The organism is Anoxybacillus amylolyticus (genome assembly GCF_001634285.1).
In the GTDB taxonomy this organism is placed as follows: Bacteria; Bacillota; Bacilli; order Bacillales; family Anoxybacillaceae; genus Anoxybacteroides; species Anoxybacteroides amylolyticum.
In genome coordinates, this window is sequence record NZ_CP015438.1 from 2,118,383 (window position 1) to 2,142,394 (window position 24,012).

The following is a 24,012-nucleotide window of genomic DNA, read 5'->3' on the forward strand; positions in this document are numbered from 1 at the left end:
GAAGCGGGGGCTTGCAACTCCCCAGAAGTGCAAGCGGGCATCAATATCCTTCCTTCGCATGGGGTTGCATGAGGGTGGTTGACGGCACCCCGACCACACAAGTCATGCTTGGGCGGTCACGCCATGATGGTACTCCATTCCCTTTTGGCGTAAGTTTAACGCCCCTACTCGATCATCGTTGGAGGTATAGCCACATGCCCCACATATAAACGTATGGATCTGTTTTTTGCGGTTGTTTTTATGTGTAAACCCACATGTTGGGCATTGCTGGCTCGTGTAAGCAGGAGGAACGGCAAGGACGTGGCTGTCGTGTAGTCGTGCTTTATATTCAATGAACAAGCGGAGTTGAGCGAACGCCCATGTGAATCGCACGTATCGGTCTTTTTTGCGAACGCACACCGTATCGTTGATGTCTGTCAAATCCTCCAGGACAAGCAAGCTATGCTTTCCTGCAAACTGAACAAGTGCCTTGCTGACACAATGATTGACATTGGTCATGAAACGGTTTTCTTGTCCAGCGATTTTCTTTAGCTTGCGTTTAGCGGATTTCGTGTTGCGTTGTTGGAGCTCTTTGCGAAGTCGGACGTATCGTGCTTTGACGCTCTGAATGGGAGTGCCCTTGATAAACAAATGACGATTGCGTGAATCCACAGCGGTCACTAAAAAGCGCATCCCCATGTCCACACCGACCACGTGTTGATACACCGAAGGGGGATGGATCACTTTTTTCGCTGCGACATGCAAGTAGAATTTGCCTTTTTTGTACACAAGTGTACCTGTGCCAAACTCCCAAGAGCCATCGAAATAGCGTTCCTGCCCTTTTGTCAGAAAAGGCATTTTGATTCGTTTGTTTAGCGTGCCAATGCTCATCTGTCCGTCTTTCGTAAACGAGTAGTCTCGATTGTACGAATATTGGAGTTTAGGCTTTTTAAACACCGCTAGCGTGCGTTCGCCATTGGATTTCATGGACGCATAGACACCTGCGACAATTGTACACACATTACACGCCATTTGTGATTTTAGTCCGAACAACTCCCGCAAGTCTCGATACACCAAGACTTGCAGTTTCTTAAACGAGGAAAGCAGATGGTGTTCGTATGCGACTTTCGATGCAAAGTTCAACGCTTGTTTCATCGCTTGCATCGTCTCAATGAGTTGCAGGTGTTGAGCTTCGGTTGGTAACCACCGAATTTTAGCGGTGACGACCAATTCCATACGTTTCACCTCCTTTTTTTCAGTATATATACAATTATACCATATATTACTGAAAGAATGGACCGTTTTTCGTGCAAAAAGTAAAAAAGGGCAATTCCTCCCCCACCTTTCCTTCGCTTAGAGTCTAAATTTTCAACGACACGACCAATTGAATCCCCTTGCTGAAGCAAGCTTGTTAAAGATTAGACGTTTTATGAATATATTTTCCCGCTGTTCATTATGTCCATTTGCTTCCGCGATGAATGAAAAATAACGCAAGTATCATCAATACTACTCCAAGCATGCGGTTCATGTTGATTGGGATTTTTGGAACCCCGAACCATCCGAAGTGGTCAATAAGAAGGCTAGCGATCATTTGCCCGGCAATGGCGGCGAAAATGGCAGTTGCTGCCCCTGTTTTCGGTACGGTTACAATCATAATCGTTACAAACACCGCACCTAGCAATCCTCCTAGTAAATTCCATTTCGGCACATAAAATACGTTTACTAGCTGTCCTTTCCCGAAAAAAAGGGTAAGAAATGTTAAAAATAGGAGCCCGACAAAAAATGAAGTAAACGCCCCTTCTAAACTGCCAATCTTTTTTCCAAGACTGCCGTTAATCGGTGCTTGCGTCCCTGCCATCATACCACCGGCTAACGCAAGTAACATATATACCCATTTCATCATCATTCCTCCTAACGTTATTTTTATTTCTTCCACCTTCGCCAAATGGTATAATAGAAAGTTGTAAAGGGGGTGAAAAAGATGGAGCAGCTGCTGCAGCAAATTCTCGATACGTTAAACGAGGTGAAAACAAAAGTAGAATCGCTTGAGGAAGGGCAAAAGCGCTTAGAAGAACGGCAAACCAGCCTTGAAAATGCTTTCTCCCGTATGGAAGAACGGCAAACCAACCTTGAAAATGCTTTCTCTCGTATGGAAGAACGGCAAACTCAACTTGAAAATGCTTTCTCTCGTATGGAAGAACGGCAAACCAACCTTGAAAATGCTTTCTCTCGTATGGAAGAACGGCAAACCAGCCTTGAAAATGCTTTCTCTCGTATGGAAGAACAGCAAACCAACCTTGAAAATGCTTTCTCCCGTATGGAAGAACGGCAAACTCAATTTGAAACGACGCAAAAGTCGTTGTTAGCTGGACAAGAAGAATTATATGCGCTCGTCCAAGCGCTTATGCATCGGCAAGATGAAACAGATGCAAAACTTGAGGCATTAAGCATGGATGTGCATAAGCTTCACGGAAAAGTGGAGAAAAACACAGAACTGCTGCAAGAACTTCTCGAACGCCACGAATCAATCTACGAAATGCTAGGAGAACACGAGATAGCAATCCGCACATTGCGCAAACGAAAATCCATCTAACAGGTGCTAATCACGAGCGTTGATTATCTATGCCGTAGTCGGCAAGCAAAACTTGCCGACTACGGCAGAAAAGCTAGAACTTAAGAATATTTTAGTCTATTTTTTTTGAAAAAATTCATACACGAGTATGCAAAGCGAAAGATACGAAGCAGCCAAGGCAAATCCAGCCAGTACATCGGTCGGATAGTGAACTTGGCGCGTCAAGCGGCTAATCCCTGTGAATAACGCCAATAGGATGGAAATGCCGTACATGAGAAATCGGGCAAATCGTTGCTCCACCTCTTTCCCGAGAAGGTAGGCTGCCAGCAATAAATAAATGCTAGACATCATCGCATGGCCGCTCGGAAAACTAAATCCTTCCTCATGGGAAAACGGTGGTCTTTCTCTTCCTGCTACATGTTTTATCCACGTATTCAGCCCATATCCTCCAGCGACAGCTACTAATACAAGAACCATTCCATATACTCTTTTTCGCAGCAATAAAAACAAAACAAGAATAATGCTGCAGACGCCAATCGTGACAGAAGCCCCAAGCAATGACAAAGAATTCAACCATCCCCATGCCCGAAAACTAGTAAGCAACGTTTGATCCATAGACATAACGGTTGGGTAGTGGATCGCCCACCATAGCGCTACAAATAGACAAAAAGAGCTAATACATAGTACGACAAGCTTTTTGTTCATCATCTCCCTCCTTTGCCATTTTATTATATCTTTCTATCACAATTATAAAAAGAGGGGCACACTCTCCCCTCTTTATCATCTCGCTACATTCATTAAAAAATGATGTACTTCTTGCGCCGCTTCTCTTCCTTCGCGAATTGCCCATACGACTAGGCTCTGTCCTCGCCTTGCATCCCCTGCAACGAACACCCCTTCGACGTTTGTTGCATACTTAGTCATTTGGTGGTTAACTACCCCAAACTGCGCAAAAAGGGATTGTTCCGGACCTTCAAAGCCGATAGCTATAAAAACAAGGTCGCACGGCCATACTTTTTCTGTTCCTGGAATTTCGCGGAACGTTCCATCTTCTGTTTTTTCCATTTGAATCGTATGAAGTGCTTGTACTTTTCCGTCTCCGACTATTTTTTTCGTTTGAATGCAATATTGGCGCGGGTCTTCGCCAAATTTTGCTCTTGCCTCTTCATACGCATAGTCGAGCGTAAAAATAAGCGGAAATTGCGGCCAAGGGTTATCCTCTTTTCGCTTTTCTGGCAATGCCGGATGTTTGCCGAACTGAACGACGCTTTTACACTGTTGCCTTAGCGCTGTCGCCACACAGTCTGCGCCTGTATCGCCACCGCCGATGACGATAACGTGTTTATCTTTTGCATCAATAAAATTTCCATCCATAAAATTAGAGTCAAGCAAACTTTTCGTGACGGACGTTAAATAGTCCATCGCAAAATATACCCCGTCTAATTCCCTTCCTTCAATGGCAAGATCGCGCTGCTTTTGAGCACCCGTGCATAAAACGACGGCATCGTATTGCGCTCGAAGCGCTTCGGCGGTTATATGTTTGCCAACTTCCGTATTCGTTACAAACGTAACGCCTTCTTCTGCCAACAATCGAACTCTCCGTTCAACGATTTCTTTTTCTAATTTCATATTCGGAATACCGTACATTAACAGCCCACCAATGCGGTCTGCTCGCTCGTACACCGTTACCGAATGCCCGGCTTGATTCAACTGATCGGCACAAGCAAGACCGGCTGGACCTGAACCAACAATCGCCACCTTTTTCCCTGTACGCTTTTTCGGGATGCGCGGGTGCATCCACCCTTCCACAAATCCTTTATCAATAATCGCTCGCTCAATGCCCTTAATGGCAACCGCCGGATCGGAAAGCGCCACCGTACAGGAACCTTCGCAAGGGGCAGGGCATACTCTTCCAGTAAACTCCGGGAAATTGTTCGTTTTTAATAGCCGAGCTAACGCTTCTTTCCAACGACCACGATAGACTAAATCGTTCCATTCCGGAATGACATTATGAATTGGGCAACCGGACGTCAGCCCGTTCCATTCCATTCCCATATGGCAAAAAGGAGTTCCACAATCCATGCAGCGCGCTCCTTGGCGAGAAAGCGTGTCGTCGGAAAATGGTGACGTATACTCTTTCCAATCGTCCAAGCGGGAAAGCGGCTTTCGCTTCCCTTCTTCTTCACGCACATATTCAATAAATCCTGTCGCTTTTCCCATCGTTTGTCCCCCTCTTTGTGAAGGCGGTCGCTTATTTCGCGACCGCTTCCAATGGACTTATTGCTTCTTTCTGTTTTGCCACTACTTCAAACGCTGAAAACAGCGCTTGTTCATTTGACAATCCCGAACGTTCCATCGTCGCGATAGTTTCCATCACCCGTTCCATTCCCATATGGCAAAAAGGAGTTCCACAATCCATGCAGCGCGCTCCTTGGCGAGAAAGCGTGTCGTCGGAAAATGGTGACGTATACTCTTTCCAATCGTCCAAGCGGGAAAGCGGCTTTCGCTTCCCTTCTTCTTCACGCACATATTCAATAAATCCTGTCGCTTTTCCCATCGTTTGTCCCCCTCTTTGTGAAGGCGGTCGCTTATTTCGCGACCGCTTCCAATGGACTTATTGCTTCTTTCTGTTTTGCCACTACTTCAAACGCTGAAAACAGCGCTTGTTCATTTGACAATCCCGAACGTTCCATCGTCGCGATAGTTTCCATCACCCGTTTATAGTTTTTTGGAATCACTTTCACAAATTTCCGGACGAATGAATCCCAATCAGCTAATAGCTCATCTGCTTTTGGGCTGTTTGTATATTGATAGTGTCGCGAAATCATGCCATATACTTCGCGAATTTCCTCTGCATCTTCTAGCGATTCGAACAATACCATTTCCCGATTCGCCGTCCGCATAAATTGTTCGTCGTTATCCGCCAATACGTAAGCGATTCCGCCAGACATTCCTGCCGCGAAGTTTTTGCCGACCGTTCCGAAAATGACGACGCGCCCGCCTGTCATATATTCACAGCCATGGTCGCCAACGCCTTCGACAACGGCGTTTACCCCGCTGTTTCTGACGCAAAACCGTTCCCCCGCACGGCCGCGAATATACGCTTCGCCTGACGTTGCTCCATAAAAGGCGACGTTTCCAATAATGACGTTATCGCCTGACGCAAACGTCGCTTCTTCTGGTGGAAGGACGATTACTTTGCCGCCAGAAAGCCCTTTTCCAATATAGTCGTTCGCATCGCCAACAAGTGTCATCGTCATTCCTTTCGGCACAAAGGCGGCGAAACTTTGACCGGCAGAGCCGCGGAAATGAAGACAAATCGTATCTTCCGGTAGCCCTTCTTCGCCATAGCGTTTGGAAATTTCGCTGCCGACAATCGCGCCGACCGTGCGATGGACGTTGCGAATGTCGAGATACAATTCTACTTTTTCTTGGCGTTCAAACGCGCGTTTAGCGGCTGGCAACAATACTTCATTATCAAGCGACTGTTCGATTTTATGCTGTTGCGGACGTGAGAAAGTGCGTACACCATCTACTTGATACAATAGGCGCGACAAATGTAAATGCTTTGCTTTCCAATGTTGTTTCGCACGCTCGCTTACTTTTAATACATCGACCCTTCCCACCATTTCTTCTACCGTCCGGAAGCCAAGCTGCGCCATTAGTTCGCGAACTTCTTGCGCAATAAAATACATAAAATTCACGACATGCTCTGGTTTGCCCATGAATTTTTCACGCAGCTCTGGATTTTGCGTCGCCACTCCAACCGGGCACGTGTCTAAATGGCAAACGCGCATCATGACACAGCCTAAGACGACAAGCGGTGCAGTCGCAAATCCAAACTCTTCCGCCCCAAACAGTGCAGCCATGACAACATCGCGTCCTGTCATCAGCTTTCCGTCTGTTTCTAGCACGACGCGGTCACGCAAGCCGTTTAGCATTAACGTTTGGTGCGTCTCGGCAAGCCCAAGCTCCCAAGGGAGTCCTGCGTGTTTAATACTTGTCTTTGGCGACGCGCCAGTGCCGCCATCATAACCGCTAATGACGATCACATCCGCCGCCCCTTTGGCGACGCCAGCTGCAATCGTACCGACGCCCGCTTTTGCCACAAGCTTGACGCTAATGCGGGCGTGGCGGTTGGCGTTTTTCAAGTCGTAAATCAGCTGCGCCAAATCTTCAATCGAGTAAATATCGTGATGCGGCGGCGGTGAAATTAGTTCCACTCCAGGAGTAGAGCCGCGCACTTTTCCGACCCAAGGATATACTTTATTGCCTGGCAGTTGTCCGCCTTCCCCAGGTTTTGCGCCTTGGGCCATTTTAATTTGCAATTCGTCCGCGTTCACTAAATAATGGCTTTTTACCCCGAAACGTCCTGAAGCGACTTGCTTAATGGCACTTCGGCGAAAATCGCCGTTTGCATCGACCACATAGCGGCTTGAATCTTCGCCACCCTCACCGCTATTGCTTTTGCCGCCGATACGGTTCATCGCAATCGCGAGCGCTTCATGCGCTTCTTGGCTGATCGAGCCGTACGACATTGCTCCTGTTTTAAAGCGACGAACGATCGATTCCACCGGTTCTACTTCATCTAGCGGAATCGGTTCCCTCGTTTCATCAAACACAAACAAATTGCGTAAAAACGTAACACGTTCTTCGTTTGCTAGTTTCGAATATTGTTTGAACAATTCGTAATCATTTTTTCGGCACGCCCATTGTAAAAGGTGGATCGTTTTTGGATTAAATGCATGGTGTTCTCCATTGCTTCTCCATTGAAATTCGCTGCCGGAGTCAAGCGTTTCATCAAGCGTGTAGAACGCTTGTTCATGGCGCATTTTTGCCTCTTTCGCTATTTCTTCTAACCCAATGCCGCCAAGTTGGGAAGCAGTACCGGTAAAATATTGCTCGATGACATCCTCTCCGATGCCGATTGCTTCAAAAATTTGTGCGCCACGGTAGCTTTGGACGGTGGAAATGCCCATTTTCGCCATTACTTTGACCACACCGTCCGTAGCTGCTTTTTGATAGTTTTCCACCGCTTTTTTATATGTCAACTGCACTGTTTTCGCCTCAACCGCCTTGCGAATGGTTTCAAGCGCTAAATACGGATTCACCGCATCTGCTCCATATCCAATTAATGCCGCAAAATGATGCACTTCCCGCGCTTCCCCGCACTCGACAAGAATGCTTACGTTTGTCCGCGTCCCTTTTCGAATGAAATGTTGGTGAAGGGCACTGACCGCAAGCAACGGCGGGATGGCGATATGCTGTTCGTCAACGCCACGGTCGGACAGAATAAGCAACACTGCTCCTTTTTCCATTGCTGCCTCGGCTGTTTGGCAAAGTTCATCGAGCGCTTTTTGCAAATCGTTTGTAAAGAGTGCTGGGATAGTTACCGCCCGAAACTCCGGATACGAGTTTTCTTTCAATGCCGCGAGCTCTTCGTTAGTAAGAATAGGCGTGTCTAGGCGAATACGCCGCGCTGAGGAGGCCTCAGGATGAAGGATATTCCCTTCTTTTCCAAGTAATGTCATCGTCGAAATCACGATATATTCACGAATCGAATCAATCGGTGGATTGGTCACCTGCGCAAATAGCTGTTTAAAATAATGAAACAGGCTTTGCGGACGATCCGATAAGACCGCGAGCGGCACATCGTTCCCCATCGCCCCGACGGGATCTTTTCCGTCACGCGCCATTACTAATACGGTTTTCTCGACATCTTCGTACGTATAGCCGAACGCTTTTTGTAGCGTTGTTAAGCTTTCTATCGGTTCAGTTTCGGCTGGGATATCTAAGTCCGTTAGCGATAGCATTTGTTCGTTCAGCCATTGGCGATATGGCCTTTCGCTTGCTACTTTTGTTTTTATCTCCTCGTCGGAAATGATTCGGCCTTCTTCTAAGTCAATGAGCAGCATTTTCCCTGGGCTTAGACGATCTTTATAAAGCACCTGTTCTGGTGCGACATCAATCACGCCCACTTCCGAGGAAAAAATAATATAGTCGTCTTTTGTTACATAATAGCGAGCTGGACGTAAACCGTTGCGATCTAAAATGGCGCCAATTTGGTTGCCGTCCGTGAACACAATCGCCGTCGGACCGTCCCACGGTTCCATCAAACAGCTATGGTATTCGTAAAATGCTTTTTTCGCATCGTCCATTTCGTTGTCCCAAAACCATGGCTCTGGAATCAGCATCATCGCTGCGTGAGCTAATTCTTTTCCAGCGAGCACGAAAAATTCGAACGCATTATCTAAAATCGATGAGTCGCTTCCATTCATATCTAGAATAGGAGTAATTTTTCGTAGCTCGTCGCCAAAGTGGGAAGAAACGAATTGTTTTTCCCGTGCCATCATCCAATTGACATTTCCGCGAAGCGTGTTGATTTCGCCATTATGGATTAGGTAGCGGTTCGGATGCGCTCTTTCCCAGCTTGGGAACGTGTTCGTGCTAAACCGAGAGTGGACAAGCGCAAATGCCGATTGAAACCGTTCATCTTGTAAATCAACGTAAAATGCATCGAGCTGTTCTGGGGTTAATAGCCCTTTGTAGACAATCGTGCGGCTTGAGAGGCTAGCGAAATAAAATTCGTTGTTCGGCGAAAGCTTTTCCGCTTGTTTGCGAATGACGTATAGCTTTCGTTCAAACGCGAGCGAATCTTGTAAATCGCTGCTTGCGCCAATAAATACTTGGCGGATGAATGGCTTGCTTTGCTCCGCCAATTTGCCGAGCTTCCCACTATTCACAGGTACCGTCCGCCAGCCTAATAGCGTTTGTCCTTCCGCTTGAATAATGTCGTTTATTTGTTGCTCGTAATGCGTGCGCTCTGCCTCATGTGCAGGAAGAAAAACCATTCCGACACCATAATGCCCTTTTTCGGGGAGCTTCATTTTTCCGCAAACCGTTTGAAAATATTCATGCGGGATTTGCACCATTATCCCTGCCCCGTCTCCTGTTTCTGGGTCGCTTCCTTGCCCGCCACGATGTTCGAGTTGCCGCAGCATATGCAGCCCTTTTTTTACGATATCGTGCGATTTTTTTCCTTTTAGATGGGCATACAGCCCGATGCCACAGGCATCCCGCTCAAAATCAGGACGGTAAAGACCTTGCGCCTTCGGTAGTCCAACGTGTTTCATCTACCTTCCCCTTCCGTTAAAGTCTTACTTGTAATTGTAGTTTCCATGATTCATATAAACAATATATAATTAAGATTAAATCCATCTCATTTTGCGATAGATAAACAGGAGGGATAGAGTGGAGCTTAGGCAGTTGAAGTACTTTGTTGAAGTAGCGAAGCGGGAGCACGTCTCCGAAGCGGCAGAACTGCTTCACGTTGCTCAGTCCGCGATTAGCAGGCAAATTGCCAATTTAGAAGATGAGTTAGGAGTGGAGTTGTTTGAACGGGAAGGGCGAAATGTCCGCTTGACGCCAGCGGGGCGCTATTTTTTTCCCCATGCGGAAGCAATATTGCGCGCTGTCGATCATGCGAAGCAACAAATCGAAGAATACTTAGACCCCGAACGAGGAACGGTAAAAATCGGCTTTCCGACAAGCTTAGCGAGCCATACGATGCCGATGGTTATTTCTGCCTTTAAAGCAGAACATCCAAATGTAAAATTTCATTTACGACAAGGTTCTTACCGATTTTTAATCGAGGCGGTGAAAAAGCGGGAAGTTGATTTAGCGTTTCTCGGACCAATTCCGACGGAAGAGAAAGAAATTCGCGGTGATATTTTATTCATCGAATCGTTTTCCGTGCTGTTGCCGCTCCACCATCGGTTTGCGAACCGAACAAGTATAACGTTAAATGAATTGCGCGAAGAGCCGTTTGTTATGTTTCCAGAAGGATATGTGCTGCATAAAATCGTCCGCGATGCGTGCAAACAGGCGGGATTTTCTCCGCTTATTTCATCGGAAGGGGAAGATTTGGACGCTATTAAAGGGCTCGTTTCTGCCGGCATTGGCATTACGTTGCTTCCAGAAAATACGTTTTATGATACAATGCCGCGCTTTACGGTCAAAATTCCGATCGAACTACCAGAAGTAAAACGAAACGTCGGAATTATTATTTCTAGCCAACACGAACTCGCTCCATCGGTCAAAGTGTTTTATGAATTTGTCAAACGATTTTTCTCGATGTTAGAAAAATATCGCTAAGAACAGCGCAAAGCGCCCGCCTATCGGCGAAGAGCGCACAAGCCACACCGAGGAGAACTCGAACCAAGCATGGCTTGGTTCTGCGTGGGTAACCTCCGTGAAGCCAATCCATGTTTCGCCACCGAAAGAAAGGGCGGAGCTCATCACACTGATGGCGCTTGAAGCTAGACAGCTCTCTGCCTAATTGCAAAATTTCCTATCTTTGACCAACACCGCTCCCAGACAAATAAATTTGTCTGGGAGGCGGCTCGTTGTTCGGTTCTCCGTCACGCGAACGCGTGACGCAGGCAAGCCTTTAGCTTCCTCTGACAGTCGAAAAAATAAGTGAAACTCCCCAGTTGCTGTATATGTTAAATGGAAAAAAGAAACAAAACAAGTGCATACAAAAAGGACACCGTGTTAGGATGTCCTACTTTTCTTTATACCCAAGCCTTGCAGATAGCTGCTGGCCGATATGGCGCATGTGGGCGTGAAGTTGTTCGAGCCGCTCGTCTGTCATCCGGATTGTTGGACCGGAGACGCTTACTGCCGCGATGACGTGTCCGGTATGGTCGAAAATCGGGACAGCGATGCAGCGAATCCCATATTCATTTTCTTCTAAATCAAGCGCATAGCCATTTTTTCGTACACCGGCTAGCTCTTGCAAAAACATTTCTTTGTCTGTAATCGTATGATTGGTATGCTTTGGTAGTCCCTTTCGCTCTAAAATATCAAGGACAATATTTAGCGGCAAATGGGCAAGAATCGCTTTCCCAACCGCCGTACAGTGCATCGGCGCCCGTTTTCCGACTTTCGAATGCATGCGCAGCGTTTCTGTTCCTTCGAGTTTTTCAATATAAATCACTTCCCCTTGGTCATAGACGACAAGGTGAACGACTTCGTTCGTCGCTTTTTCTAACTCCCGCAAATACGGTTTGGCTTCCGTTCGCAAATCAATTGCATCGAGCAATTTTGAGCTCATTTCAAGAAATTTATAGCCTAGTTTATACCGCTCTGTTTCCTCGTCTTGCTCAATATACCCGTGCTGCACAAGTGTCGATAAAATGCGATATACCGAACTTTTATTAATATCCATCTGCTTAGCAATCTCGGTAACTCCTAGCCCGTCTTTTTTTGCGCTGACAATGTCAATGATTCGCAACGCCCGGCTAACTGATTTTACCATATTCTCTTTTTCCAAGTACGTTCACTCCTTGCACCACATCATAACCGTTATTATAGCACATTGCTTACCGGGCATTCGACCATTTTCCTGTCCTATTAGCAAACCTTCCTCGTCCTTCCAACGAGAACGTCAGCTGGCAAAGACAACTTGCTCGCAAACATTTATTGTTCTTCGAAGAAAACATTGCTACATGCCAAGTCAAACGTCAGAAAGCAAAGAACCTTGCCGACGTGTTTGGATTCGTTTTTTCCTACAATACTTCCGCTGCTCGCGCTACGCCCGTTTCCAACGCAGCACGGGCGACCGCATTTGCGACAGCTTCGACCACCCGCCGGTCGAGCGGATGCGGAATGACATACTCGCTCGTCAATTCGTCTTGGGCAATTAAATTCGCAATGGCATATACCGCCGCCAATTTCATTCGTTCGTTAATTTCTGTCGCTCTTACCTTTAACGCCCCTTTAAAAATGCCTGGAAATGCAAGGACGTTATTGACTTGGTTTGGGAAATCAGAGCGACCGGTTCCAACGACAGCAGCGCCAGCAGCTTTGGCTGCTTCCGGCATAATTTCCGGAATCGGATTTGCCATTGCAAACACAATCGCTCCTTCTTTCATCGACCGCACCATTTCTGGTGTCACTGCATGCGCAACCGACACACCGATAAACACATCAGCATCTTTCATCACCTCATGCAGCGTTCCTTGCACTCCGCCTTTGTTCGTTATTTCTGCCACCGCTTCTTTCATGGCGTTCATTCCGTATGCGCGCCCTTTAAAAATGGCGCCTTTTGAATCGCACATGACGATGTCGCCTGCTCCCATAGAATGAAGCAGCTTCGTTACCGCAATTCCTGCTGCACCGGCACCATTCACAACGATGCGGCAATCTTCTAGCCGTTTGTCTACCACTTTTAGCGCATTCAAAAGTCCTGCAGCGGTGACAATTGCCGTGCCATGCTGGTCATCATGAAATACAGGGATATTCATCTCTTTCTTCAATCGCTCTTCAATAATAAAGCAATTCGGTGCTGCAATATCTTCTAAATTAATCCCACCGAACGTCGGCTCGAGCGCTTTTACGATTTGAACGATTTGTTCAGGGTCGCTCGTATTCACGCAAAGCGGTACGGCATCAATCCCTGCAAATGCTTTAAATAGCGCAGCTTTCCCTTCCATTACTGGCAGCGATGCTTCCGCGCCGATATTTCCTAATCCTAATACTGCTGACCCGTCCGACACAACGGCCACAAAATTCCCTTTCATCGTATAGTTGTAGATGCTCTCCGGATGTTCGCAAATCGCTTTGCACGGCTCTGCTACCCCCGGGGAATAAGCTAAACTTAAATCTTTTGCGTTTTCGAGTGGTACTTTTACATGAATGCTCAGTTTTCCTTTCGCCTCGTGATGAAGCGCTAACGATTGTTCCCGAAGGTTCTGCATAGCCTGACCTAGTTACTGCTAATGGTATGTAACTAGGGTTTACACCTCCCTTTTTCTTTTTATTATATCTGAATATTCTGACATATCAAGCACTATGAAAGAAATGGTTCTGTTCGTCAACGTACATTTTTGTAAAATGGGCATTCCGTTTATAGAATGCCCATTTTTCGTGCTGTTTATTTCACTGTAGCAAATTTTGCTTTTGCTTCGAGGCGACGGGAATGCAAAATCGGTTCTGTGTAGCCGTTTGGTTGTTCATATCCTTTAAAGACAAGGTCGCATGCTGCTTGGAACGCTACAGAGTTGTCGTAATCTGGCGCCATCGGGCGATACGCTGGGTCGCCAGCGTTTTGTTCGTCTACGACTTTTGCCATTCGTTTCAATGTTTCTAGCACTTGCTCTTTTGTGCAAATGCCGTGATGCAGCCAATTGGCAATATGCTGACTAGAAATACGTAACGTCGCCCGGTCTTCCATTAAGCCGATATTATTAATATCTGGAACTTTCGAGCAACCAATCCCTTGATCAATCCAACGAACGACATAACCGAGAATGCCTTGCGCGTTATTATCAAGTTCTTGTTGGATTTCTTCCGGTGTCCATTGTGGGTTAGTAGCAACCGGAATTTGCAAAATATCGTCGCGGTAGTCTTTTTTCTCTTTTCGCAACTCCGCTTGCACGCTCGCAACGTCGATTTGGTGATAATGAAGCGCATGCAACGTTGCAGCGGTTGGCGAAGGAACCCACGCAGTGTTGGCGCCTGCTTTTAATTGCCCTCCCTTTTGTTTGAGCATCTCTGCCATCAAATCTGGCATTGCCCACATTCCTTTTCCGATTTGTGCGCGACCTTGGAAGCCGGCAGACAGCCCTGTCGTGACATTGGATTTTTCATAGCCCTGCAGCCATGTCGAAAACTTCATATCGTTTTTCCGAATCATCGGACCAGCTTCCATCGAGGTATGGATTTCGTCACCCGTCCGATCAAGGAAGCCAGTGTTGATAAATACAATTCTATCTTTTACTTGAAAGATGCAGTTTTTCAAGTTAAGCGTCGTGCGCCGTTCTTCGTCCATCACACCGATTTTAATCGTGTTTCGCTGTAAACCAAGCATATCTTCAACGCGGTCAAATAGTTCGTTGGCAAACGCAACTTCTTCCGAGCCGTGCATTTTCGGTTTAACGATATAAATAGAGCCTTTGCGCGAGTTTGGATAACGTCCGTTGCCAAGCAACGAATGTTTCATAATTAAGCTCGTCACAACCGCATCGAGTATTCCTTCATATATTTCTTCCCCGTTCTCATCTAAAATCGTATTGTTGGTCATCAAATGACCGACGTTGCGAACAAACATAAGCGAGCGGCCTGGCAACGTCACTTCCTCGCCACTTGGCGATTGGTACGTACGGTCTGGATTTAAGCCGCGCGTGACTGTTTTGTTTCCTTTCACAAACGTTGCCTTTAAGTCCCCTTTGACTAAGCCGAGCAAGTTGCGATATACAAGCACTTTATCTTCCGCATCCACAACGGCAACGGAATCTTCGCAATCCATAATCGTCGTAAGCGCTGCTTCTAAATAAATGTCTTTCACGCCAGCGTCGTCCGTCTTCCCAATTGGATGTGTACGATCGATTTGAATTTCGATATGAAGTCCGTTATTTTTTAATAAAATTGCCGACGGCTCTTCTGCGCTTCCTTGATAGCCAACAAATTTCGTTTCGTCTTGCAGCGTTGCCGTCTTTCCATCCCGAACGGTCACTACTAATTTCCCATCAACGATTGCATATTTCACGGCATCTTTATGTGAATAGCCGTTTAATGGCACTGCTTCATCTAAAAATTGGCGCGCATAGGCAATGACTTTTTCCCCTCGGATTGGGTTATACGTATTGCCGCGTTCTGCCCCATCTTCTTCGCTAATGGCGTCCGTTCCATAAAGCGCATCATATAAACTTCCCCAGCGGGCGTTCGCCGCGTTGAGCGCATAGCGGGCGTTCGTTACTGGCACGACAAGCTGTGGACCAGCTTGGACGGCAATTTCTTCATCGACGCCTTCTGTCGTGATCGTGAAATCGTCCACTTCTGGCTCTAAATAGCCGATGTCGGTTAAAAACGCTTTGTATTCTTCTAGGTTCACATTGCCGCGATGCGTTCGATGCCAATCGTTTAGCTTTTCTTGTAGTTCGTCACGACGAGCAAGCAACGCTTTATTTTTTGGTGTTAGTTCTTTCACTAACGCTTCAACATCCGCCCAAAATTTTTCGCGGTCGACTCCGCTATTCGGGATTACTTCTTTGTTCATAAACTCGTAAAACAACTCTGCAACTTGAAGATTTCCTACTTTTACGTACATCTTTTCCCCTCTCCCTGTTTGTTATTACGAAACAATGTTTCTTAATTATTTACCAAAATCATATCATGTGACAGAAGCCATTTCAATTATTTTCTGACGATTTTACGCCTTTTTTACTTCCACACAGCGCCCTGGAGTCGGGAATAGCTTCCCAGCGTTCAATAAATTTTTCGGGTTAAACACATCGCGAATATTCGTCTGGGCGGTTATTTCGTCATCTGTAAAAATAAAGCGCATTTCTTCTTTTTTCTCGACGCCAACTCCGTGTTCTCCGGTAATCGATCCGCCTACTGCCGCGCACGCCTGCAAACATTCGCTTCCCGCGGCGAGCGCTTTTTCCGTTTCCCCCGGTTTTTCCGAATTAAATAATACGAGCGGATGTAGATTTCCATCTCCAGCATGGAAAATGTTTGCGATTCGCAAACCGTATTTTTTGCTGATTTGCTCGATTTGCTGCAATACTTCCGGCAATTTGCTGCGCGGAATGACCCCGTCTTGCACTAAATAGTCTGGAGATATTGCTCCCATCGCTCCAAATCCGGTCTTTCGGTTTGCCCACCACTTCGCCCGTTCTTGTTCGTTTTGGGCTACTTTCACTTCGCGGACGTTCCGCTTTCGGCAAATGTGTAAAATCTCCTCAATCTGCTCGTCAATCCCAGCCGAAATGCCGTCTACTTCAATTAATAGCAACGCCTCAATGTCGTTTGGATGTCCGACAGGAAACGCTGCCGCTTCGACCGCTTCAATTGCGGTTTGATCCATCATTTCTAAAGCAGCAGGCACCATTCCGGCGGAAATGATGTCGGAAACGGCTTGGCTTGCATCGGCAACACGGTCGAAATAGGCAAGCACCGTTTGTTTTGCTTCTGGGTTTTTCAAAATGCGCACCGTAATTTTGGTTACGATTCCTAATGTCCCTTCAGAACCTGTCAACAGTCCAAGCAAATCATACCCTAGTGGGTCGAGGATGCCGTTTTCGCCAATTTCAATAACTTCTCCGTTCGGAAGTACGACTTCTAGCCCCAAAATATGGTTAGTCGTTACGCCGTACTTTAAACAATGGGCTCCGCCAGCATTTTCAGCGACATTTCCGCCAATCGTACAGCAATATTGGCTAGATGGGTCAGGTGCATAGTAATAGCCGCGATTGGCAATCGAGTTCGTGAGCTTTAAATTAACAAATCCAGGTTCTACGACCGCACGGCGGTTTTCTAAATCAACACTAATTAAGCGTTTCATCCGCACTAAACTAATGACAACTTCTCCGTTTAGCGGAATCGCTCCTCCACTAAGCCCTGTACCTGCACCACGGGCAAGAAATGGCAAGTCGTGTTCATGGCAATATTTTACGACCGCCGCTACTTCTTCTGTATTTTTTGGAAACACGACCGCTTTTGGTAAATGGCGATGCACTGTGAAGCCATCGCAGTCGTAAGCGATTAAATCTTCTTTTTTAAATAAAATCGCCTCCTCGCCAACGATCCGAGCGAGCGCTTGAATGTGCGGGTCATTCGTACGAAATATTTTCTTTCTCATGTCCGCCATTCCTTTCCGTTTTCTTTTTGATACGCCCAGTCTAGTAATTGGACGGGATGCATGATTTTTTCGTTTCGTCCATGTTTTAATACCCCCATCGCCATTTGCAACATACAGCCCGGGTTTCCCATTGAAATGATTTCTACTTCGTTCGGGATGTTTTCCATTTTGCTTTGTAATACCGCTTGCGCCATTTCTGGATAGGTAATGTTGTAAATGCCAGCACTGCCACAGCACCGGTCGGCGTTTGCCATTTCCACTAATTCTACGCCAGGGATGCTCGCTAAAATCGCGCGCGGCTCTTGGCGAATGCCTTGGCCATGGGCTAAGTGACAAGCGTCGTGGTACGTAATGCGCATCGCTAATTCCGCTTGCGGATGTTCGTATCCTGTCTCGTAAAGATATTTGGAGATGTCTTCTACTTTCTTAGAAAATTGTGTTGATTTTTCGTGCCAGATAGGGTCGTCACGGAACAACTCAGGGTATTCTTTTAACATACAGCCACAACCTGCCGCGTTGACCACTACACGGTCCACGTCTTGGAACGCTTCGATGTTTTGTTTCGCAAGCATTTTTCCTGTTTCTTTATCCCCCGCATGTACATGCAACGCCCCGCAGCACGTTTGCGTCGAGGGGATGACGACGTCGTTCCCGTTATAAGTTAGCACACGAATCGTTGCTTCATGAATATCGCTAAACACCACGTCCATGATGCAGCCAGTAAGTAGAGCAACCGTATGTTTCGTTTCTCCTTTTGCTTTAACGAGCGTATGCTTATATTTTTTACGAACGGGTTCACCGACTGCTGGCAATACCGCTTCCATTTCCGCCAAATGTTCTGGAAGCAAGCGAAGTAAGCCTGTTTGGCGTGCGATTTTTTGCAGTCCGCTTTTTTGATAGAATTGGAGCATCTTTCCTAGCGCCTGCAAACGTGACGGATACGGGAAAATCCCTTGCAAGAAAAGTTTGCTAATGAACGCTTTCATTCCCGTTAATGGAATGGCTTGACGAATTTGCCAGCGCACTTCTTCGATTAACCCACCGACATCCACGTCGGCAGGGCAGGCGGTCGTGCACGCTCGGCAGTCAAGGCAAGCAAAAATCGGATCAATAAAATCGTCAGTAATCTCTAATCGCCCTTCCGCTACTGCTTTCATCAAATGCACCCGTCCACGGGGCGAATGTTGTTCTTGCCCTGTTTGTTCATACGTCGGACACGATTCCAAGCACATTCCGCAATGCACGCAATCCGCCCATTTATTCGGATCGGGTAAATCACGCCAACGATAATTGCCGAGCGTTTTTGCTTGATTTTGGCCAGCACTGTTCATCCTAGATCCCTCCTACAAATCGTTGGTCGTTAAACATGCGTTGTGGATCGATCTTTGTTTTAATTCCTTCGAGTAAAAAGAAGTAGGACGGCTTTCCGCCCCAGACGTCAATCGTTTGGCGTAAAGAAAGTGGCAAATGGGTAACGATGGCATATCCTTTATGCCGTCTAGCGATTGTTCGCAATTTCTCCATTGCCGTCACGACAGACTCTGCCGCACCTTTTAGATATACTCGGCATAACCCGTGCCCTACCCCTCCGTGTGCGCAGATGTCGACATGAAGTGCTTGCAATAATTCGCTTTCCCGAAGCACAGAAATGACGTCTAAGTTGATGACCCCGATTTTCATCGCTGCTTCGATCGTGTCGTTCGTTGGCAAAGTAGTGCCGTTTGGCATGATTTGATAAAACGTTTGCCAAAATTTTTGCGCCTCTTGCGGTGGGAGAATTGTAATGGTTGTATGTGGCGGCTGCGTGCGCTGAACAAACGCTTCTTGGTAATGGACAGCACTTTTGACATCTTCAAAGCCGATCGCTAACGTATACGCACGTTTTCCAGTAAGCCGTTCTGCCAATGACGGATTGAGCAGCTCTATGCAAACAGGCTCCATCATTGCGTCAAGAAGTTGAATAGCAAACGAACGGATAGCGTCGGTATCTCCTGTTGGGAAAGCAAGTAAGACAAGACTTTCATATTTTGGAAGAGGACGAAGTTTGAGCGTTATTTCAGACAAAATGCCAAGCGTCCCCATCGAACCGATAAACAGCTTGTTCATATCGTAACCAGCAACGTTTTTGACGACTTTGCCACCGGTGCGAATGACCGTTCCGTCTGGATAAATGAGGCGCAAGCCAATGACGCTATCCCTTGCCGCGCCGTACCCAAGCCGCTTTGGCCCACTATCGTTTGCCGCAATGACCCCGCCAATAGTAGCGGATTGAGGCAAAAAAGGGTCTAACGCTATTTTTTGCCGGTATTCTGCCAAGTAGTCTTGTAACTCTTGAAATTTCGTCCCCGCTTTTACGGTGATTACCATATCCGCAACAGCATGTTCGACGATGCCTCGATAATTGGCAAGCGACAACAACAGGTCCATACGCTCGACTAAACCACCAAACCCTCGTTTCGTTCCGCCGCCAATAATAGCGAGCTTTTTCTTCTTTTCGCGTGCATAGTTTACAATTTTTCTAATTTCATCTTCGGTTTGCGGAAACAATGCTACATCGCCGCCATTTCCAAGCGGATGCGCGCCTTGTTCCTCTTTATGTATTTCTGGAAATAGCGTGTTCAACTCGTCGACTAACCGCGCTGTATACAACGCACACCCCTCCTTTGTTTTGTAATAAGAAACATCGTTTCCCGTTTTCGAGAAAAAAATATACTTTCCCATCCAAGCTAACTCCCATCTCCTTTATGTATTATTAAAACACCAATTGATTTGTTTTTCAATTAATTTTTAGAATTTACAAAATAGTCTAACGTACGTGGTTTTTGCCAAACCCCTTAACAAAAAGTCAACGAAAAAAATGGTACCTGAATCCGTGATGAAACATCTTTACAATGGTCGCAAACCGTTGGTACGATAAGGGAAAATGATGTACATAACTCTTCATCGAGTAGGTGAATGTCACAAAAGATTTCCCCATTCGTTTTGTATTGACAGATGAAGCGATCACCCCAAGTGCTGGGCTTGCCCTCGTTGGCTGCTTGCTTCATCAAACGAAACTCGACAAACGGTTAAACGTCCTTCGGCTTCCGCAGGTGCGCCGAGATGTTCACATCTCTCACGGGGATGTCATTCGCTCGATGATCGGTTTGCTTGCCACAGGAAAAACGGATTTCGATCTATCGAAGCGTATCGTCATGATGATCTATTTGCGACATCGCTGAGCATCAAACACGTGCCTTCCTCTGCGACTTTACGGCAACGGCTCGATCAGCTGGCTTGTCTTCCGAGGACAGCCACGATTCTTTGGGAAAATGGACAGTTGCATAAACTAAAAAAGCCAGGGAAACCCAGCTTTTTTAGTTCACCTGCCCTTCTTTCGGCAACAAAAATGTTAAAATGCCAAGAAGTGGGAGAAAACTGCACATTGTCATAAGTGTTTTTAATGTGTAGACGTCGGCGATTTTTCCAAGCACTACCGCTCCAAGCGCCCCCATGCCAAACGCAAGACCTACAATTAAGCCAGACGCCATGCCGACATTACCGGGGAGCAGTTCTTGCGCATACACGACAAACGTTGCAAAGCTCGAAGATAAAACAAACCCGGCGATAAAAACAACCGGCAAAACAAGCGCAAGTGGGAGATATGGGAGCATAAGCGCAAACGGTGCTGTGCCAAGCGTCGATGCAATCATTAAATTTCGTCTGCCAAAGCGGTCTGCCAACGGGCCGCCGAAAAACGTGCCTATCGCGCCCGCAATCATAAACACAAATAAATATAATTGCGCTTCTCGAATCGAAATGCCGTAATATTTGATTAAGTAAAACTGATAATAATTAGAAATTCCAGCGTAATACCATGAACGGGCAAAGACTAAAAAGACTAAGAGCACTAACGCAAAAATGACTCGTCGGCGTCCTGCTTTATCCATTGTTGCGACGCCTTTTTGCTTGCGCGTGCGAGCAGCTTCCAATTTTCCTGCATACCATTTCGACACCCAAAATAGCACAAGCATGCCAACGAGCGCGACAAGCGCGAACCAACCTGCTCCTTTTTGTCCGAATGGAACAAAAATAAGCGCCGTAAACAGCGGTGCTAGCGCGTTTCCTGTATTACCGCCGACTTGATAAATCGACTGTGCAAGCCCCCGCTTTTCCCCTGCGGCAAAATAAACAACGCGCGACCCTTCCGGATGAAACACCGCAGAACCTAAGCCGATAAAAAGAACGGCGAATAAAACAAAGAAAAAGTGCGGCGCAAACGCCAATCCAATCATCCCTAGTAAACTAGCGGCCATGCCAAGCGGCAAAAAATGCGGCGAAGGGTGGCGGTCAGAAAACAAACCGACGACCGGCTGAAGTACCGATGATGTCATATTAAGCACAAAGGCAATCCAACCAATTTGCGTATACGACAATTTCATCGTTGATTCTAAAACTGGAAAAAGCGCGGGGACGACGGCTTGCATCGCATCATTTAACAAATGGCCGACGCTAATCGCAATTAAAATCGGATACACCGTCGTGCGAATGCATAAAGCCTGATCTACATTTGCTTGCATTTTTTTCCTCTCCTTGCCATAGAACTGAATATTTACATTATAATCCTTTTTGCAAATGTTGCAATTTTTTTGCTCTTGCAAAACAAAAACCGCCCATTATGTGGACGGTTTTTCTAACGTTCAAGCGTTCAACATCGCTTATGCTAGTTATTAATCGCTTACCTTTTCTAAAATGGCATCACCGGTTTGGCTGACACGAACGTAGGCAAAGCGGGCACGGCGCTGCACGTCTCCTCCTGTTTTTTCTGGAACAAAATACGACTCAATTCCGTAAACGACTGTATCGCCATTGAGTTTGCCGTTCATTAATACATCACCAGTTTGATAAGCGTCCGAGTGGTACAGCTTTCCGTTAAGCGAATATATATCGACGAAACGATAAACCCCCTCTTCGTCTTTTCGCAAAATAACTTGAATCGTCCCGCGTTCGTCCACGTTTTTTACCGTCGAAATTTCGTAGCCAAGCCGCACATAGTCCCCTTGCAACAACGAGCGCGGATCGATCGGCACTAACTGTAGCTTCACCAGCTTTCCGTGCGTTAAGAGCTGTTCTTTCGAAAACGCAGTATATCCGATGGCTGCTACTTGTAACGCAATGATTCCGATAAGTAGCCCTTTTTTCCGAAAAATACTTTTTTCTGTAAAAACAAGCGGTTTTCGTTTTTCGAAAAGCGCAGTAACCGTAAGCAATACAATGCCAGCAAGCGAGAACGTAAGCGACTTATGCAACAAATCCCACGCATATTCGTAATATTTCCACACAAAAAATATCCACCAATACCCCCATGCGACGGCACGTTCATATCGATCTTTTTGAAAAAAGAGAAAGCCGAACAGAGCTGTGACAAACAATATATGAAATAATACGTCCCATCGATCGGCGATATCAGTAGTCATTAGTACAAGCGCACCAAAACTAAGTGAAAGGAAAACGATTCGTTCGTGCTTCCTTTTACTAAACGTGTATAATATGCCATTAAAAATCAAAACAACTAGCAGCATGAAGCGAAAATCGTCCGTCCAGTGAGATACAATGATGGCGCCATAAATGGACAGAGCGATGGCCGTCATGATGCGCACCCCTATTGGAGAACGGAAAAACAATCCGGCTAAAACAGCGCTATAGCCGGCTAAAAAGAAAACGGAAACGCCAGAAGCGCTAAACGCTCCAAGCATATAGCCAACGGCTAATAACGTATACCGCACGACTTTGTTTCCTTTGCGCCAAACGAGCGCTGGCACGACAAACCCGCCAATGGCTAACAAAAACAACATATACGGGGAAAAATCGTTCGTCCATAAGGCGATAAGCCCCATCACACTCGAAACGACAAGCGCGGAAGCAACAGCGGTTACGAGCGCTTGAAACAATGCGACGAACACTTTTCCTTTCTCGTCAGAAGCAGAAGTAGCATTAGAAACAGAAGAACGCCTCATCGTCCGCTTTACTAAAAGTGCGCCCATATAAATAATGGCAGCCGCTAGCAACAGCCCGGAAAAAAACACCCATTCTTGAAAATACTGTTCAACGAACCGGAAATATTGCGTGATGAAAAACGCGCCAGCAAAAACGCCTGTAAGTAACACATACGACCGCCGTTTGAGAAAATAAAAGAGAGCAAAAAACAAAAGCGCATATGCATACGGCCAAAATTTGAATTTCTCCCCCGTTATCCCGATCACAAACAAAACAAATAGCCAGCCGTGCATTGCAATATAGGCCGCGTACGCCATGGTCGAACGGCTGATAGCAAAAATGACCGCATTACTAACGGCAAACAAGAGAAGAAGCACAAACGACTCCCATTCACTTCGTTCGATTTGGTAAGAAGACGGAAAATAATAAAACCAAAATGTAAGCTGTAATAACAAAACGCTCAACAACCGAAGAGGGGAATAGCGGGTCAATAAAGCAAAAAAGGAGCTAGGAATGAGCCAAATAAGAAAGAGCCAAAAACTGTCGGCGTGGGAGTTGTAAATTTGCCCAATAAGCGCAACCGAAATGCCAAACGCAATCGCCCCGCACACAAACAGCCAATGGCTTAAAAACCGGTGGCGCTTCACTGTATAGGCGACAACCGCGCTCCCACCGTAAAACAATCCCATCATCCCGATGCTTAACGCCACTTTCGTCAGTCGGTCAAACCCTTGCCAATTCGCCGCAAAAAAATAAATTATCGCCGCTACAAGCAGGGATATCCCAAGCAAATACCCTGTCTTCACCACACGTTCGACCATCGTTCCGCCTCCTTTTG

At 46.4% G+C, this 24,012-nt stretch carries 15 protein-coding genes and 2 pseudogenes; 3 read left to right on the forward strand and 14 right to left on the reverse strand.

The window, feature by feature from the left end; all coding sequences use genetic code 11:
- Positions 1–102 precede the first annotated feature (102 nt).
- Together GFC30_RS10790 and GFC30_RS10795 are read right to left on the reverse strand one after the other, a co-directional pair.
- Positions 103–1,224: an RNA-guided endonuclease TnpB family protein gene (locus GFC30_RS10790; RefSeq protein WP_084256305.1), complete on the reverse strand. Its 1,122-nt coding sequence runs from the start codon at positions 1,222–1,224 to the stop codon at positions 103–105.
- A gap of 208 nt (positions 1,225–1,432) precedes the next feature.
- A complete protein-coding gene (locus tag GFC30_RS10795) occupies positions 1,433–1,885 on the reverse strand; it encodes a DMT family transporter (protein ID WP_238583496.1) in 453 nt (150 codons plus the stop codon).
- Positions 1,886–1,960: 75 nt separating this feature from the next.
- On the opposite strand from GFC30_RS10795, the gene GFC30_RS10800 reads away from it, so the two are divergent.
- Positions 1,961–2,572 (forward strand): hypothetical protein, encoded by a 612-nt coding sequence (locus tag GFC30_RS10800; protein WP_066325375.1) that lies wholly within the window; start codon positions 1,961–1,963, stop codon positions 2,570–2,572.
- Positions 2,573–2,668: 96 nt separating this feature from the next.
- Here GFC30_RS10800 and GFC30_RS10805 read toward each other — a convergent pair whose 3' ends face one another.
- From GFC30_RS10805 to gltB, 4 genes and pseudogenes are all read right to left on the reverse strand, one after another.
- The gene (locus GFC30_RS10805) at positions 2,669–3,259 is read right to left on the reverse strand and encodes a phosphatase PAP2 family protein (RefSeq protein ID WP_238583497.1); all 591 of its coding nucleotides are present in this window, start codon (positions 3,257–3,259) and stop codon (positions 2,669–2,671) included.
- Positions 3,260–3,331: 72 nt separating this feature from the next.
- The gene (locus GFC30_RS10810; protein ID WP_066325383.1) at positions 3,332–4,771 is read right to left on the reverse strand and encodes a glutamate synthase subunit beta; all 1,440 of its coding nucleotides are present in this window, start codon (positions 4,769–4,771) and stop codon (positions 3,332–3,334) included.
- A gap of 160 nt (positions 4,772–4,931) precedes the next feature.
- Positions 4,932–5,108: pseudogene (locus tag GFC30_RS16910) on the reverse strand (glutamate synthase); the annotation flags it as partial.
- A gap of 31 nt (positions 5,109–5,139) precedes the next feature.
- Positions 5,140–9,684 carry a glutamate synthase large subunit gene (gltB, locus tag GFC30_RS10820; RefSeq protein WP_066325391.1) on the reverse strand — a complete coding sequence of 1,515 codons (4,545 nt, stop codon included), beginning with the start codon at positions 9,682–9,684 and terminating at the stop codon, positions 5,140–5,142.
- Positions 9,685–9,802: 118 nt separating this feature from the next.
- On the opposite strand from gltB, the gene GFC30_RS10825 reads away from it, so the two are divergent.
- The gene (locus tag GFC30_RS10825) at positions 9,803–10,705 is read left to right on the forward strand and encodes a glutamate biosynthesis transcriptional regulator GltC (protein WP_066325393.1); all 903 of its coding nucleotides are present in this window, start codon (positions 9,803–9,805) and stop codon (positions 10,703–10,705) included.
- A gap of 409 nt (positions 10,706–11,114) precedes the next feature.
- Here the strand turns inward: GFC30_RS10825 and GFC30_RS10830 are convergent, their stop codons facing one another.
- From GFC30_RS10830 to GFC30_RS10855, 6 genes are all read right to left on the reverse strand, one after another.
- Positions 11,115–11,885 (reverse strand): IclR family transcriptional regulator, encoded by a 771-nt coding sequence (locus GFC30_RS10830; RefSeq protein WP_066325396.1) that lies wholly within the window; start codon positions 11,883–11,885, stop codon positions 11,115–11,117.
- Positions 11,886–12,120: 235 nt separating this feature from the next.
- Positions 12,121–13,311 carry an NAD(P)-dependent malic enzyme gene (locus GFC30_RS10835; RefSeq protein WP_066325399.1) on the reverse strand — a complete coding sequence of 397 codons (1,191 nt, stop codon included), beginning with the start codon at positions 13,309–13,311 and terminating at the stop codon, positions 12,121–12,123.
- A 176-nt stretch (positions 13,312–13,487) separates the two neighbouring features.
- Complete coding sequence (locus GFC30_RS10840) at positions 13,488–15,662, reverse strand: malate synthase G (RefSeq protein ID WP_066325402.1); 2,175 nt, start codon at positions 15,660–15,662, stop codon at positions 13,488–13,490.
- A 102-nt stretch (positions 15,663–15,764) separates the two neighbouring features.
- Entirely contained in the window at positions 15,765–17,198 is a 1,434-nt protein-coding gene (locus tag GFC30_RS10845; protein ID WP_066325404.1) for an FAD-binding oxidoreductase, read from the reverse strand.
- Entirely contained in the window at positions 17,195–18,529 is a 1,335-nt protein-coding gene (locus tag GFC30_RS10850; RefSeq protein WP_066325406.1) for a (Fe-S)-binding protein, read from the reverse strand. Before GFC30_RS10850 ends, GFC30_RS10845 begins: the two co-directional genes overlap by 4 nt.
- A 1-nt stretch (position 18,530) precedes the next feature.
- The gene (locus GFC30_RS10855) at positions 18,531–19,847 is read right to left on the reverse strand and encodes an FAD-binding oxidoreductase (RefSeq protein WP_066327338.1); all 1,317 of its coding nucleotides are present in this window, start codon (positions 19,845–19,847) and stop codon (positions 18,531–18,533) included.
- Positions 19,848–20,149: 302 nt separating this feature from the next.
- On the opposite strand from GFC30_RS10855, the pseudogene GFC30_RS10860 reads away from it, so the two are divergent.
- Positions 20,150–20,508, forward strand: a pseudogene (locus GFC30_RS10860) (IS1380 family transposase); the annotation flags it as partial.
- Positions 20,509–20,554: 46 nt separating this feature from the next.
- Here the strand turns inward: GFC30_RS10860 and GFC30_RS10865 are convergent.
- On the reverse strand, positions 20,555–21,757 hold the full coding sequence (locus GFC30_RS10865) for an MFS transporter (RefSeq protein ID WP_066325417.1): 1,203 nt from the start codon (positions 21,755–21,757) through the stop codon (positions 20,555–20,557).
- 150 nt (positions 21,758–21,907) lie between these two features.
- Positions 21,908–23,995: a GDYXXLXY domain-containing protein gene (locus GFC30_RS10870; RefSeq protein WP_066325418.1), complete on the reverse strand. Its 2,088-nt coding sequence runs from the start codon at positions 23,993–23,995 to the stop codon at positions 21,908–21,910.
- Between the last annotated feature and the right edge of the window lie 17 nt (positions 23,996–24,012).